Source organism: Streptomyces luteolifulvus, assembly GCF_008806595.1.
GTDB classification, from domain to species: domain Bacteria; phylum Actinomycetota; class Actinomycetes; order Streptomycetales; family Streptomycetaceae; genus Streptomyces; species Streptomyces luteolifulvus.
On the sequence record NZ_VZRB01000035.1, the window covers coordinates 1 to 14593 of the forward strand.

General features: G+C 72.3%; 11 protein-coding genes and 1 pseudogene. 2 read left to right on the forward strand and 10 right to left on the reverse strand.

Annotated features, from left to right (window positions below):
• Nucleotides 1-145 precede the first annotated feature (145 nt).
• The 10 genes and pseudogenes from F7R91_RS33715 to F7R91_RS33760 form a co-directional block, all read right to left on the reverse strand.
• A pseudogene (locus F7R91_RS33715) lies at nt 146-679 on the reverse strand (GNAT family N-acetyltransferase); the annotation flags it as partial.
• Nucleotides 680-819: 140 nt separating this feature from the next.
• A complete protein-coding gene (locus F7R91_RS33720) occupies nt 820-1926 on the reverse strand; it encodes a S8 family peptidase (RefSeq protein WP_225320933.1) in 1107 nt (368 codons plus the stop codon).
• 178 nt (nt 1927-2104) lie between these two features.
• The gene (locus tag F7R91_RS33725) at nt 2105-2326 is read right to left on the reverse strand and encodes a Trm112 family protein (protein WP_150955853.1); all 222 of its coding nucleotides are present in this window, start codon (nt 2324-2326) and stop codon (nt 2105-2107) included.
• Nucleotides 2327-2337: 11 nt separating this feature from the next.
• On the reverse strand, nt 2338-3237 hold the full coding sequence (locus F7R91_RS33730; protein ID WP_191971746.1) for a DMT family transporter: 900 nt from the start codon (nt 3235-3237) through the stop codon (nt 2338-2340).
• A gap of 5 nt (nt 3238-3242) precedes the next feature.
• The gene (locus F7R91_RS33735) at nt 3243-4004 is read right to left on the reverse strand and encodes a class I SAM-dependent methyltransferase (protein WP_150955856.1); all 762 of its coding nucleotides are present in this window, start codon (nt 4002-4004) and stop codon (nt 3243-3245) included.
• Entirely contained in the window at nt 4001-5404 is a 1404-nt protein-coding gene (locus tag F7R91_RS33740; protein WP_150955859.1) for a condensation protein, read from the reverse strand. The genes F7R91_RS33735 and F7R91_RS33740 overlap by 4 nt, the downstream gene beginning before the upstream one ends.
• The gene (locus F7R91_RS33745) at nt 5401-9594 is read right to left on the reverse strand and encodes an alpha-(1->3)-arabinofuranosyltransferase domain-containing protein (protein ID WP_150955862.1); all 4194 of its coding nucleotides are present in this window, start codon (nt 9592-9594) and stop codon (nt 5401-5403) included. The genes F7R91_RS33740 and F7R91_RS33745 overlap by 4 nt, the downstream gene beginning before the upstream one ends.
• Nucleotides 9591-10373 (reverse strand): class I SAM-dependent methyltransferase, encoded by a 783-nt coding sequence (locus F7R91_RS33750; RefSeq protein ID WP_150956033.1) that lies wholly within the window; start codon nt 10371-10373, stop codon nt 9591-9593. The genes F7R91_RS33745 and F7R91_RS33750 overlap by 4 nt, the downstream gene beginning before the upstream one ends.
• A 16-nt stretch (nt 10374-10389) precedes the next feature.
• The gene (locus F7R91_RS33755) at nt 10390-11700 is read right to left on the reverse strand and encodes a glycosyltransferase family 4 protein (RefSeq protein WP_150955865.1); all 1311 of its coding nucleotides are present in this window, start codon (nt 11698-11700) and stop codon (nt 10390-10392) included.
• Nucleotides 11701-11935: 235 nt separating this feature from the next.
• Nucleotides 11936-12928 (reverse strand): DUF3068 domain-containing protein, encoded by a 993-nt coding sequence (locus F7R91_RS33760; RefSeq protein WP_150955868.1) that lies wholly within the window; start codon nt 12926-12928, stop codon nt 11936-11938.
• A gap of 219 nt (nt 12929-13147) precedes the next feature.
• Between F7R91_RS33760 and F7R91_RS33765 the strand changes: the two genes are divergently transcribed.
• Nucleotides 13148-13336, forward strand: coding sequence for a hypothetical protein (locus tag F7R91_RS33765; protein WP_150955871.1), 189 nt, complete (start codon nt 13148-13150; stop codon nt 13334-13336).
• 13 nt (nt 13337-13349) lie between these two features.
• Nucleotides 13350-14561, forward strand: a complete 1212-nt coding sequence (locus F7R91_RS33770; protein ID WP_150955875.1) for a helix-turn-helix domain-containing protein — start codon at nt 13350-13352, stop codon at nt 14559-14561.
• The last annotated feature ends 32 nt before the right edge of the window (nt 14562-14593 follow it).

Genomic DNA, 14593 nt, shown 5'->3' on the forward strand with positions numbered 1-14593 from the left:
ACAGGAAAAGTTCCACTGCATCTCGTGCGGCCACCACGCGCACGCTGACACGGTAGGCGCTCTCAACGTTCTACGGGCCGGGCTGGTCCTTCGCGACGCCAACCCGGCGTAACGAGAAGCCCCCGGCTTCAGCCGGGGGAGGAGTCACGGAGACGTGCTCACCGACATCGACGCAGAACTCACGGCACCAGCGCACGACTTGCTCATGGTCCTTCTCGCCCGCGACGCGGCCCCGGCCCTCTGGACGCGGCTGCGGTGGGGTGAGCGTGCCGAGACGGTGAAGGTGAGTCCGCCAGAAAGGTACCGGCGCTGCGCCCGTGTGCCGCTGCCATGCCTCGGCGAAAGCGGTGGCGGTGTCGTGGTCCGCGATGACGTCGGAGGGGGAGTGGCCGAGGCCGGCCAGGTGAGCGGCGAGGGTGCCGGCCTGTTCGTCAGAGAGGGGCGTGAGGCTCAGGCGGCCGCGTGGAGTGCGATAAAAGACTGCGCGGACCTCGCCTCCTGACTCCAGTCGGCCGAAGACGGCGGCTTCGGGACCGTGTGCGTCCGCCCTGCGTGTTCGCAGTTTCTCGATGTCCGTCAGCGGCGTGTTGTGCAGGGCAGGGCGCGAGCGCAGGAAGTTGCCGGCTCGGGCGAGGAAGTCGTCGACGTCTTCGGTGAGTTGCCAGTCGTCCGGGAGCATGCTTGATGATCCCGGATGTACTCGACTCGGGGGAGGCACTCGCACAGAGGGATCCCTGCGGACGCCGCCTTCCGCCAGTGGCGTGATCGCACGATCAAGTTCGGCCAGGGCTCCCATGGACCGCGGGCGGCCGGGACCCGTCAGAGGCCGCCGGTGTTGAGTAGCCGGTTCGGGGTGTCCGCGCGGACGCCGCGCACGACACCGCGGGTGGCCGTGCGGTCGAGCCAGACATGGACCTGGTTCGCGCTGGCGTGGGGGTGTGCCGACAGGTAGAGCGCGATCACGCCCGTCGCGTGCGGCGCGGCCCAGGACGTCGCGCCGGCGTCCTCGGTGAACGTGCCACCGCCCAGGAGGGCGGCGGTCACCTTCTGGCCCGGAGCGTACAGGTCCACGCACCGTCCATAACCGGATCCGTAGGAGCCCGAGTCCTTCCACACGCGGTCGTTCGAGGTGGAGGCCGCCACGACGATCGTGCCGGGGACGCCGGCCGGGGAGTGCTTGCAGGCGTCGTCGTTGAAGTTGCCGGCCGACACGACGGTCGGGATCCCCGCACGGACCATCTTCTTGACGGCAGCGTCCAGAGCCGCCGACGGGTGGTCCATGTTGAGCGACATGTTCACCACCGCCGGCTTCTGCGCGTGCGCGGTGACCCACTTGACCGACTTCACCAGGGCCGCCTCGGCCGCCCCGGGGGCGCCGGCGCCATCGCTCTCGCACAGGATGCCCTGGACCCGTACGAGCTCGGCCTTGGGCGCCACACCGTACTTCGCGCCGCCGATGATGCCCGCGACGAAGGTGCCGTGACCCGTCCCCCCTTCGTCGAAGCAGTCCCCGGAGTCCTGTCGGCCCACGAAGTCGGCGCCGAGGTGGGCCCGTCCGCCGAACTCCCTGTGGGCGATCTCCATCCCGGTGTCGATCACGTAGACGTGAACGCCCTTGCCCGTCGCGGTCGTGGTGAGCTTGCCGTTCAGCGGGCGCGACCGCTGGTCCAGGATGTCCAGGTTCCACGGCACGCGCCGGGTGAGGGGCGACGCCTGGGTCTGCGCGATCCCGGACAACTGCCCCCCGGTGGCGGAGGACGTCAGCGCCGAAGCGGACGACGCCTCGTCGCCGGGGGACGCCGCGGATTCCTGCGTCGCCTGCGTCTGCCCCTTCCCTCCGCCGGCCGCCGCGCCGCTTCCCCCGCCGCAGGCCGAGGCCCCGAGCACCGTCGCCATGACCACCGCCACGAGACCGGCCTTCGTCACGTTCCGCTTCACAACGTCCCCCCGCATCCCCGCCTCGAACACAGCCAGCCCACAAGACGACCACAGGAGGCGGGCGGTTCCAGCGGGGCGTGCGAGGGGGGCAGCTCACACAGGCGGAAGGGAAGTGATCGCTTCTCCGACCACGGAAAGAGCTGCGCCCGCGCTTCCTGCTCCCGCTTCAGCTGGGTCCCGTCCCGTACCCCGGACTCCTCAGCCGTGTCAGTTCCTCCTCCGACGCGGGCTCACCGGAGTCCGGAAGAAGCTGGGGGATGCCGTCGATCACGGGATAGCGGCGGCCGAGTCGAGGGTTGTAGAGCGCCGAGCCCGGCCCGTCCAGGATCAGCGGTCCCTTGTCGAGCGGACAGGCGAGGATCTTCAGCAGCGGGTCGTCAGGATTCATGATCGGTTCCTTCAGGGGGTGGGTGGGTGCGTGTCGTGGCGCGGCAGGGTCAGCAGGACGGTCAGGGCGAGCGCGATGCCGCCCAGACGCAGGGCGAGCCGGGGCAGGTCCTGGGGGAGCGGTTCACCGAAGGTGATCGTTCCGCCGGCCACGCTGAACACGCAGGTGACCGTGGTGCACACGGGCACGATGAGGGAAGCTCGGCAGCGTTGCAGCGCGGTCTGGGAGAGCAGGAGGCCGAAGGGCGCGGTGAGGAGCAGGAGGTAGGGGTAGGGGGAGGCGAGGAGGGTTGGTGCCGCTTCGCCGAAGTCACCGAAGTCCGTTGTCGCCAGCTGTCCCGACACGCCCTTGATCGCGAGTGAGCTCACCCCGTACAGCAGGCCGATCGCCACGCCGTACGCCACCCCTGTCGGTGACGGGCGGTGGCGGTGCCGGGCCCGGCGCTCGGCCGCGGCGTACAGCCACAGGCCCAGGCCGAGCGCCGGTAGGCACACGGTGAGCAGGGTGACCGCCGGGGCGGTGCGGCCGATCGGCTGGGAGTCGCTGTGCAGCGAGGCCACCGTCATCAGCAGAGCCAGGCCGATGAGGGCGACACCGCGCCGTTCCGCGGCCGTCGGCCGCTCGCCGAGCACTGCCGAGGAGAGCAGCAGCAACAGCACCAGCCCGGAGACGAACAGCCCTTGGGCGGCTGCGATCGGCAGGGTTCGGTAGACGGCGAGCTGGGCGGCGAAGCCGAGGGCGAGAGCGAGCGCACCGCCGATCCACAGCGGGCTGCCCGCCAGCAGGCGCAGTGCGCGGCCGGGGCGTCCCGCGTGCAGTGGGGGCAGACCGGCCAGCGCCCGCTTCTCCAGCACGAATCCGGTGCTGTAGAGGACGTTCGCCGCCAGTGCCGCGGTCACTCCCCAGACCATCGCGCCTACTTCCTTCGCGCGTGCACGAGGAGGATGGAGGCGAGGGACGGCAGCCGGCAGGCCAGACGGTCGAGCGGGCGCAGCGGCCGCGGTACTCCGTGGAAGCGAGCGCCTTCCACTCGTACGACATCGAATCCGGATGCGGCCACGAACTCCCTCAGTGCGCGAGCCGTGAACAGCCTGAGATGGCCCACCACTTGGTCGCCCGGTCTGCCGTGGATACGGCGCAGGCTCACCTCCGAGAAGACGGGCTGGACACCGGCGAGCAGCAGGGCGCGGTTGTACCAGGCGGCGAGGTTGGGGGTGGAGAGCATCAGATGGCCGCCCGGCCGCAGCACCCGGTGCAGTTCGTCGAGGGCGCTGTCGGGGTCGACCAGGTGCTCGACGACCTCGCTGAACAGCACCGCGTCCGCGGCCCCGGAGGCGAACGGCAGCCTGCCGTCGGACAGTTCGCCCCGCACCACCTGCGGTACTCGCCGCGCCGCCCGGCGCAGTGCGTCCTGCGACCAGTCGACGCCCACGATCCGGTGCCCTGCCAGGACGCGCGCGGCGACGGCCGCGGCCGTGCCGTCCCCGCAGCCGACGTCGAGTACGGTCGCGGCCGGCCGGTCGGGCCGTACGGGCCCGAGCGCGCGGGCGAGCATCCGTGCCTGCCGGTGGCTGCGGTCCGCGCCGGAGGCGACCGGGACGGCGGGATCCTCGTAGAAGGCGCGCAGCCCGGTGGGCGGGGCGGCGGGCGCCGCCGTGGTCGGGGGAGTGGAGGTCATGACGTGCTCCGGGGGCTGGACGGGCTGCACGGGCTGTATGTCGTGGAGAGGCACTCCTCGAAGAGCCGGGCCAGGGTGGCGCCCCCTGCGTCGTCGAGGAGATCGCGCGACCAGCGCAGCGACACATGCAGCCGTCTGTCGGTGGAGGCCGCCGCCACGCTCAGTCCGCGGGGCATACGGGCCGGCGCCGAGAACCACACGGCGTGGGCCCGCCCGGCGTCGCCGAAGTCCATCGGGTACGGCACGCGCCCGATGTTGCTGAGCAGCAGGGTCGACGTCCAGCGGGCCGCGGCCCGGCGCATGTGGCGGGTGAGCGCGCCGCGTACGCCGACCGGAAGCACGGGAGCCGTCAGCAGCGCCGCTCCCGGTCCGAGCGGAGTGCGCGGCAGCGACTTGAGTGCTCGGGTGCGCCGGGCAGTGGTGTGCAGCAACCTGGCCACGGCCGCCGGATCGGGACGAGGTGCGAGGAGCAGCCGTTCCTCGCACGGGTCCTCGGGCGCGACGGGCACCTCGACCAGTCGTGTCCCGTTTCCGATGGGCATGGCCATGTCGCGGGTACGGTCGTCCACGGGCATGGTGATCCGCACGGGGCCGTAGGGTACGCCGTGGAAACGGTTCCAGCGGCCCACCATCAGCGAGGCGGCGACCAGGAGTTGGTCGTTGACGGTCCATGCGGCCGGGTGCGGGTGGTCGGCGCCGGTGGGTACGGTACGCGGCGGCACCGGAAGTTCCATCAGCAGCAGGCCGTTCCCGGAGGATCCGGTCCGTGGCCGCTCAGCGGTGGGACCGGCCGCCAGCCGTACGGGCCGGAACCGCCCCGCGGACGGCACCGGACCCGCGAAACCCGCGTGCCGAACGGGCGCGGGCCGTCCCGGCCCAGGAGCGTCCTCGCCGTTGTAGAGCGCTGCGGTCGTGGCGAGTACCCGTAGTCCGGCCGGTGCGTCGAGCGCGGTGTGGTGGAGGGTCAGCAGCAGGACGGTCCGCGCCGCCTCCACGGTGACCACCTCCAGACGTACGGGCGGCGACTGGGACAGGGGCGGGCACAGGGTGAGCGCGCGGGCGCGGGCCCGGGCCAGGGCATCGGGTCCGGGCCGGGTGAAGCTCACCGGGTCCGTGTCCGGCGCGGCGGTCAGCTCCCACTCGTAGGACCGCCGGTACCAGCGGTGCGGTGCCTGGCGTACCAGGATCCGCGGGTGGAGGAGCAGCGCCCGGTGGAATGCCTCCCGCAGCCGTACCGGGTCCGGGCGCCCGGGCAGATGGACTTCGATGTGCACGGTCTCCGGCTCGTCGTCGCTGAGACAGTGCCGGGAGACCTCGTCCACGGTGGGGAAGGGTATCCGCGCCAGGACCGGGCGGGTTCTGCCGCGTCCGTCGTGGGTCGCGGCCTCGATCGAGGTCATCGTTCCTCGCCCGACTCGTCGCCCGGCTCCGGCTTCTCCTCGCGAGGGGCCTGTGCCGGGCGTCCGGTCGTGACGACGGCCGCGGACAGGGCCACGAGCGCCAGCACCTGGGCGATCGCGCCGAACGCGCCGCGCTCCGCGGAGACCGGTCCGCCCGCGCCCGTGGCCGCCACGATGCCCGCCCCGGCCATGGCCGCGGCGGCGGTCGGGACCAGGGCGCCGGGCCGCAGCCGGGCGACCACCGCGAGCGCGGGGACCACCAGGGCGAGCGGTCCCGCCGCCACCGCCACGACGGCGGTCAGCGCCACCGTTCCCAGGACCCGACCGGGCGCCGGGGCAACGGCGGTGTTTGTACGGTCGTCCAGGGCGTGAGCGCCCTGAACGGCCCGCCTGCGTCCCAGGAAGGCGAGTACCGCGAGCGCGGCGACGCCGACCGCTCCGCCGGCCAGTCCGGCCCGGTACAGCCCGGTGGGCTCGTACTCCAGGCGCACGGTGCCCGAGCTCCCGGCCGGGATCAGCCAGGCCTGCTGCCAGCCGTCGAGCCGGACCGGGGTGAGGGTCTCGCCGTTCAGCGTGGCCTTCCAGCCGTCGTTGAAGTTCTCGTACGTCCGCAGATACGACGCCTCGCCCGACCCCGCGGTCACGGAGACCGTCCGGCTGTCGCCGGTCCACTCCCGCACGGCGACCTCGCGGCCCGCCGCTCCGGAGGCCGGCCGTGGCTCGCCGCGGGACAGGGTGACGTCCGTGACCGCCAGCGGTCCGGCCCCGCCGGTCTCCACGCGGTGCCTACCGAATGCCAGCTCCACGCCGGCGTCCTTGGCCTTGCCCGTGCAGAGTTCCACCGTCACCGGCCGACGTTCCGTCAAGTCGCGGACCAGGCCGGACGCCTGTGTCGGGTGGAGTGTGCCGTCGATGTCGATCACCGGGCCCTGACCGCACGGCAGCGAGAACCGTGCGTCCGGCTTCGGCCGGGGCACCCGCAGATCGTCCAGCGCCGGCACGTACACCTCGCTGAGGCCCACGGGCAGTTGGAGCCGCGCGTCGGCCACGGGGTTGTAGACGGTCAGCGGTGCGGTCCCGGTGACGGTGATGTCGAGGCGGTCCGTCGTCATCGCCCCGAACCGGGCGAGCCCGTCGGCGTTCACCGCGGCCGTCGTCGCACCGTCGGACGAACTGATCCGCACCTCCCGGGGACGGGCGGACAGGCCGCCCGCGGCCCCGAGGACGATCTCGTCGATCTTCCTCTTGCCCGGCCAGCGCAGATGGACGACAGGGCGGTCACCGGCGATCCAGGCCGTCGTCAGGTCGCCGTCGACCAGGTTGCGGGCGCTGAGCGAGGTGCCGGTGCGGCTGGTGGAGTCGGCGGATGCGGCGATCCTGTTGCGCTGTCCTGGTGCCACCCGGTCGAGCAGCCGGTCCAGTTCGTCGCCGGGTACGGCCACGGCCCGCCCCGACACGGCGTAGGCGCCCGGGTCCGGGGTGTGGAACTGCCGGTGCAAGCCCGCTTCCGAGGAGGCCGGGGCCAGCCCGCCCGGGTCGGTGCCGCGGTGCAGCGAGTACACCCGTGCGCCTGTCCGAGTGCGCTCGGCGTCGGTGGGCAGGGCCAGCAGTCGGGTCACCTTCACACCGGGTACCGACACCTCGGAGAACCCGGCACCGGACAGCCCGGGGCGTGCCGAACGGGCGTCAAGGATCTTTATCTTCAGCCATGTCGCCCTGCCCTCGGGCGCACGGACCGACTGCGGGGTGCCGTCCGGGCGCAGCGCGCTGTCGGCCGAACCGCGGTCCGTCTCGATACGTACCCGGGTGGGCGCGGGGCGGGTGGCGTCCGCGGGCAGCGGGGTCAGCCGGAGCGAGGACGGCAGCTCGGTGGGCTCGGTGAAGTCCACCCGCAGCCACTGGCCGGCCGCCTTGCCCGGGCTGCCTTCGGCCCACGCGGTGTCCGGATCGCCGTCGAAGGCGTTCACCGGGTCGTACTGCGGCAGATGGAACAGCCAGTTGCCACTGGTCGACGCGGTCACCGAGGCCGCGCCGCGCAGCACGGCCGTCGTCTGGTGTCCGGTGCCGCCGGTGGGCAGGATCTGCTTCGGGCGCCCGCCCGGGTTCTGGAGGCTGCCGGAGGGGTTCCGCTCGTTCACGGTGTAGGTGTACGAGGTGTTGGAGTTGACCAGGCCGAAGCGGGTGTCGGTGCGGCGCAGTCCGTCGGCCACGGCCGTGATCGCGGGTGCGTCGACTCCCGGATGGGCGTCTGAGGCCAGGACGGCCGGACGGTCGCGCAGCGCCGGGTCGGCGGACAACTGGAGCAGCGCCTCGGGACCGCCGCTCACGACGGCGGTGTCGCCGGCCGCGCTGACCCCGACGCGTCCGGGACGATCGGCGCTGCCCACGGGTTCGTAGATCTCGACCGCCTGGAGGCGCGGGTAGAGGCCCTGCACCTGGACGGGCGTGCCGGAGGCGATGCGTCCGCCGGTCATGAGCGGCCCGAAGCCGGCGGCCTTGCGGTAGCCGGAGGCCATCAGGGTCTGCCGGACCGTCTGCGGGGGCACATAGCCGATCTGGTCGGGGTCGAGGTCGTTGCGCACGACCACGTCGGCAAGTCCCGCCCGTGCCAGGTACGACCGCAGGCCCGGCACCTCACTGCCGGACAGCAGCGCCTGCTCGACCGCGTCCGTCGCACGGCGTGCGCCGGGCGTGCCGAACGGCACGAAGTCGCGCTGTGCCCAAGGGGTCTTGGCCAGGACGTCGAAGGGCTGGTCGATCGGTGAGCCCCAGGTGTAGATGCCGTGGGCGGTGGCCGGTACGACGAGGGCACGGCTGTCCGCCGCGTGTGCGTCCAGCCAGTCGGCGGCCTGCTCCCAGTGGGTGGGCAGCTTGGTGAATCCTCCGGGCTGGAGGACGGTCCCGTTCACGTACGGCCATGCCAGACCCGGCAGGACGAGCAGCGCGGCGACCGCCGGCACCCACCGCCGGCCGCGCGGTGTCGCAGGGCCCCGGCGCAGGGAGACGGCGGCCGTCAGATGCGCCAGGCCGAGGGCCAGCGCGAGGGCGAGCCCAGGCTGGAACTTGTAGATGTTGCGGAAGGGCTTGAGCCAGCCGTCCAGCCATGCCTGCACGGTGTCGTGGAAGGGGGCGCCGAGCGCTCCGCCGTATCCGGCGAGGGTGATCAGTGCGACGGCCAGCACGGTCAGCAGCAGCCAGCGCCGCTCGGGGACGTCCCGGCGGGCCAGACCCGCCAGCCCCAGGGCCGCGGCGAACGCCGAGCCGAGCACGGTGACGACGGAGGCGGCGACGGTCCAGCCCGCCGGCAGCCAGGCCTCGCCGAAGTTCAGATACGCCACCCAGTTGCCCGCTCCGCGCAGCAGTTCGGTCGCGGACATGGTGGCGGTCGTGGTGTCGGCCTGTTCGACGTACGGCATGAAGTCCTCGCCGTACACGCGCAGCAGCATCAGCGGCACCACCCACCAGGCGGTGGCCAGCACCACACCCGGCAGCCACCAGGCGAGCAGCGCACGGCGCCGGCGGCCGGCAGGCCGGCTGAGCAGATACAGGGCCACCGGCAGCAGCGAGGCGAGCGTCGAGGCGGCGTTGACCCCGCCCATGAACGCGACGAGCAGGGCCGAGCGGGCGGCGGCGGTCCGCGGACTCGACGTCGCGGAGGTCAGGGGCAGCAGCACCCACGGCAGCAGGGCCCCGGGCAGCGCGGCGGCCGAGGTGGAGCCGACGACGATGGTGAAGGTGGGCCACAGGGCGTAGGCCGTCGCGCCGAGCAGCCGGGTGGTGGGCGTGCCCACCCGCAGCCGTTCGGCCAGCCTCAGCGCGCCCCAGAACGCCGCGGTCACGACGATCGACAGCCACAGCCGCTCGGCGAGCCACACCGGCATGTGCACGAGGTGCATCAGGGCGTAGTACGGCAGCATCGGGAAGGCGTAGCCGACGTTCTGGTTGGCGATGCCGCCGAAACCGGCCTGGTCGTGCCAGAGTTGGCCGAGGTCGCCGAGGAATCCCAGCGGATCGACGGCCACCGCGAGCTTCGTCTCGAAGGTCGTCCTTCCCGGGGCCGCCATGATGAACGCCGTCAGCACGGCTGCCCAGAACCCGAACAGCGTGCGTCGTCCGCGTCGGTGCTCGGGAGGGGAGGCCGGCGGAGGTGCGGGGGTGGCGTGCGCGGGGGCCTGGACCGTGGTGCTCATGAACGTGCCTCGCTTGAACGTGTCTCGCCCCGGTCGCCGTCCGGCGCCGGATGAGATCCGGTACGGCGCAGGATCAGCAGGAGATTCCAGGTGGCGACTTCTCTCAGTCCCGGGATGCGGGTGATCGCGCCGGGCAGGAAGGGCCAGTAGCGGGAACGCGCCGAGACGATGTCGACGTCCTCGCGGCCGCGTACGTGCTTCAGGGTGGGGCCGATATGGACGGGGAAGAGGTTCTCGCCGACGGTGTGTTTGGCCTCGCGCCCGGTCCGCCGCCGGTAGCGCTCGCGGGCCCGGCGTGCCCCGAGGTAGTGCCAGGGCGCGGTCTCATGACCGCCCCACGGGGAGAACCAGTTGGTGAACGAGAGGTAGATCAGTCCGCCCGGCCTGGTCACCCGGACCATCTCGCTGAGGAAGGTCTCCGGATCCGCGACGTGCTCCAGGACGTTGGAGGAGAAGCACACGTCCGCGACACCGTCGGGCACCGGCAGCAGATATCCGTCGGCGACCACGGCGCCCTCGGGCGGGCGGCCTCGTGACCCCAGCTCGCCGGGGTCGGGCTCGAAGAGGTAACCGTGGGCGCCCCGGCGGCGGAACTCCTCGGTGAAGTGGCCGCAGCCGCCGCCGACATCGAGGACGATCCGGGCCTCCAGGTCCGTATGGCGGGCCACTTGGTCGACCGCGTCGCGTGCGAGCAGGGTGTAGCAGTGGTCGGGGTCGGTCTGTTCCCGCAGGAAGGCCCGGAACAGGGCGAGCGACCGGCTCAAGGAGGGGTCTTTGATGGGTCGTTCGACGAGCTCAGCCATGGTCGGTGCCCTTGCGCGCCACCGGCACGGTGGGTCTTGTCGCCGGGCGCGGCTCCGGGGGGCGAGGGCGACGACGGCGGACGGGCGGCACAGGCGGGTCGGCAGGTGTGTGCCGGGCCGCATGGAAGGCCTCGGCGGCCACGTCGCGGAACTGCCGGACGGTGCTGCTCCAGCGGAAGTTCTCGGCGCGTGCCGCGGCTGCTCGGCCCATGGCCAGACGGCGCTGCCCGCTCAGCGCGAGGGTGCACCAGGCGGCGGCGAACGAGCTCTCACCCCCGGCCAGTACACCCGTCACCCCGTTCACGACGGAGTCGCGCAGGCCGGGGATGTCGAAGCCGACGGCCGGGGTGGCGCGGGCGGCCGCCTCGGTGACCACCAGGCCCCAGCCCTCCACCAGGGACGGATGCAGCAGTAGCCACGCCCGGCACAGCAGCCGGTGCTTCTCCGCCTCCGAGACCCGGCCGGTGAACACCACGTCCGGTCCGGCCATGGCCTCCAGGCGTTCCCGTTCGGGACCGTCGCCGACGATGACGAGCCGCCCGCCGGTGACCGGACGCACCCGCTCCCACAGCCGTAGCAGCAGTTCGATCCGCTTGTACTCGACGAGTCGTCCGACGGCGACGAACAGCGGGTCGGGGTCCTCGGGCAGAAGCGGTCCGGGCTCCTCGACGCCGTTGTGGACCACCCTGATCCGCTCGGGTGCCACGCCGATGCCACGCAGGGCCGACGCGGTGGAGTCGGAGACGGCGACCAGCAGATTGGCGCGGTGCGTGCTAGCGAGTGCCCAGTGCTCCAGCCTGCGGCCGAGCCGGGCGAAAGGGCCCGGGTAGCGCATGTCCCACAGGTCGGTGTGCACATGGTTGACCAGGCACAGCGTCGGACCCTTGTGCCACAGCGGAGCCAGGTAGGGCATGCCGTTGCACACCTCCACCAGCAGGTCGCAGTCGCCGACCTGGTTGGCGAACGCCCGCTTGGCGCGCAGGAAGTGACCTGCGTCGCCGCCCGCCGACACCACGCGGTAGTCGCGGTACGCGGCCGGGCCTCCGCACAGCAGAGTGACCTGGTGGCCCGCGGCGGTGAGCCCGTCGGCGATGCGGTCGATGAGCAGTTCGGAGCCGCCGGCCGCGGGGTTGTCCAGATCGCGGCGGGCCAGGAAGACGATCCGCCGCGGGACCGGGGGCGGTCCGGATACGGCGCGCGCGGTGACGGCGGGGGACCCGTCGGCCGCGGCTGCGGCGGTTCTGGGATGAGTGGGGACGATCTCCGCCTGGCCGGGGACCAGGGGGGAAACGTGCTGGGGCATCGGTGCTCCAACTCGTCGGGTGCGGGGGGGAGGGGGGAGGAGTGGGGAGTGGGGAGTGGGGAGTGGGGCGTCCGGGGAGACACGCTGGGTGGGGGTGTGGGGTGTGGGGTGTGTGGAGCTTGCGCCGGATCCGGGGAGGGTGCGGCTCTACTGGGAAGTAACGTAAGTTTTCGGAGTGGACGCTGTGTCTGGCTACGCACCCACGTGACAATTCCGGGTTGCGCGCCTCCTCCGATCAGTCACCTGTGTGAGTCCTGTCCACTCTCTGTGAGGCCTCGTCGACAGCCGGGCGCCGCCGCCCTCGGACCAGGAGGGTCAGGCCCGCGGCCGCGAGGACGCCGCCCGCGACCGTGCCGTACGCGGGCGCGGTCTCGCCGAGGGCTTCCAGCCGACTGCTGTCGGCAGAGCTCTGTGCCACCTGGGCGCGGCGGGTCGCGTCGGTGAACTCCAGACGGTTGCTCGCCAGCAGGGTGACCGCGTCACGCTGCGCGCCGGGAGCCCGGAGCGTGATCTTCGGCGCGATGCGCGCGTTCATGATCCGGCCCGTACGGCGCTCCACCACCAGCTCGATCCTGGCGTTGGCGTACCACTGCTCGGCCTTCACCTGGCTCTGGCCCGGCCGTCCCACCAGTGCTCCGGGCACCTGACGGGCGACGTCCGTCCGCCGTGGAGCCACGGCTCCGGTGAACAGGTAACCCTCGTGACCGAGCACCTGCGTGGTCCCGGAGAACTTCAGCGGCACGGCCGCGCCCAGGACGCCGTCCCACCAGGTGTAGGTGCGTTTTTGCACGTCGAACGGGAACTTCAGGTAGGCGTCGCCCGCGAACGACGGCTGCTCGCCGCAGCAGTGCACCGGCCGGTTGGTGCGCCGGTCCGTGACCCAGCGCTCCGTCGTCCACTGCAGCGACTTGCGCGGGTCGCGCAGGGCCAGCGTTCCCGGGCTGTCGATCTGCGTGGAGACGTTCCACACCGCGTTCCCGCTGCGCTCACTGGCGGTGACGTCCCCCACGATCCGGCGGGTGACCGTGAGGCGCTTGCCGCGCACGGTGGACACGGCGGATGTGTCGAAATAGCTGCCGGTCCCGGTGAGGACCGAGGTCGACTCGATGTTCACCGGGGTGCGTTTGACGCGTGGTTCCACGTACCCGGCGAGCAGCTGACTGAGAACTAGGACGAAAACGCCCAAACCGAGCAAAACAAACGGCAGGGCGGAAGCTGTGCGACGCATGAGGGGACTCCGGTGGCAGCGGAAAGGGCGGACTGCGCGGCGCTGCGCGGGCAGTCCGGATCTCCCGGGGCGACGGTTGGCCTACCGGGGAGTAGCAGCTGTGAGCGGCGAAACTAGGTCGCTCTTGACCCGCTGTCAACCGTGAACTCATACTGATCGTGCCGGACCGGGCCGGAACGCTGGGTGACAACCTCATGGAACGAGAGGCTCCCCGTCCCCATGCACAGAATCCTCACCGCCCTTCTGACCTGCGTACTCTCCGCCGCCCTGGCCGCAGGTGCCGCCTTCGGCCTCGTCGCCGCGCTGAACGCCGCTCCCGAGCAGCCGAACACACCGCTCGTCACGTTCCCCGACCCTGCGGGTGCCGGGAAGGCGCCCGCGTCGCGGGCACCCACCACCGATCGCTAGGAGGTGGCTGCTGATGCCCGCGCCCCCCGCCTGGCACGACGTACCGCCGGAACAGGTGCGGCGCTTCGCCGACCTGGCCATGGAGCGGCTGCCGGACATCGTGAAGGACATCCTGCGAGCCATGGGCCAGGAGTACCCGAACCTCGACTTCACGGCCGACGAGACGGGCCGGCCGAAGGCGATCCTGGCGATCAGTCTCGCGCTCGAGAACTTTGTGCAACAGCTGACCGAGACCACCGAGCGGCCCAGCGAACTCCCCGAAATCTTCAAGGAGTTCGGAGGCAATGCGGCACTCAGGGGGCGCAGTCTCGACTCCCTGCAGGCGATCTACCGGCTGAACGTACGCCTGGCCTGGCGCAGCCTCGCCGAGATCGGACAGCAGACCGGGATTCCCCCGCCCGCGATGTACGAACTCGCCGAATCCGCGTTCGAGTACCTCGACGAACTCGTGTCCCACTCGGTGCGCGGCTACGCCGAAGCGGCCGCGGGCCAGGCGGGGGAACGGATCCGCCGCCAGCGCCTGCTGATGGATCTCCTCCTCACCGAGCACCACACCGACCCGTCCGCCGCCCTCGCGCAACGCGCCGCCGCCGTCGACTGGGATCTGCCCGACGAGGTTGCGGTGGCCGTACTGCTGCGCCCCTCCCACGAGTCGGTCAGCCCCGCCCTCGGTGACGGTGCCCTGCTGGACACGGACGACGAACAGCCGCGCCTGATCCTCCCGGATCCCGACACACCCGGCCGCCTGGAACAACTGCACCGCGCCACAGCAGGCTGGTCCGGTGCCCTCGGCCCAACCGTGCCGGTGGCCCGGGCCGCCACCTCACTGCGCTGGGCGGCACTGGCCGCCAGGATGATCCAGGACGACCTGCTTCCCCAGGGCCGCCTTCTGCACTGCAGCGAGCACGCCGAGGCCCTCGTGCTGCTTCCCGCCGACGACCTGCTCGACGACCTCGCGCGCCGACGGCTCGCCCCGCTGGCCGACCTCGGCCCCGGACAGGCCGACCGGTTGGCCGAGACGCTGCTCGCCTGGCTGGAGACCCAGGGCAGCGCACCCGCGGTGGCGACCCGGCTCGGCGTCCACGCCCAGACCGTCCGGTACCGGCTGCGGCAGATCCGGGACCTGTGGGGCGAGGAACTGGACGACCCCGACCGCCGCTTCGAACTCGAACTGGTCCTCAGGACACGCCGACTGCGCGGCCGGCCGGCTCCGCCGATCGCCTGACGCCCGGCGGACCCGACGGCCTGAGAGTAGCG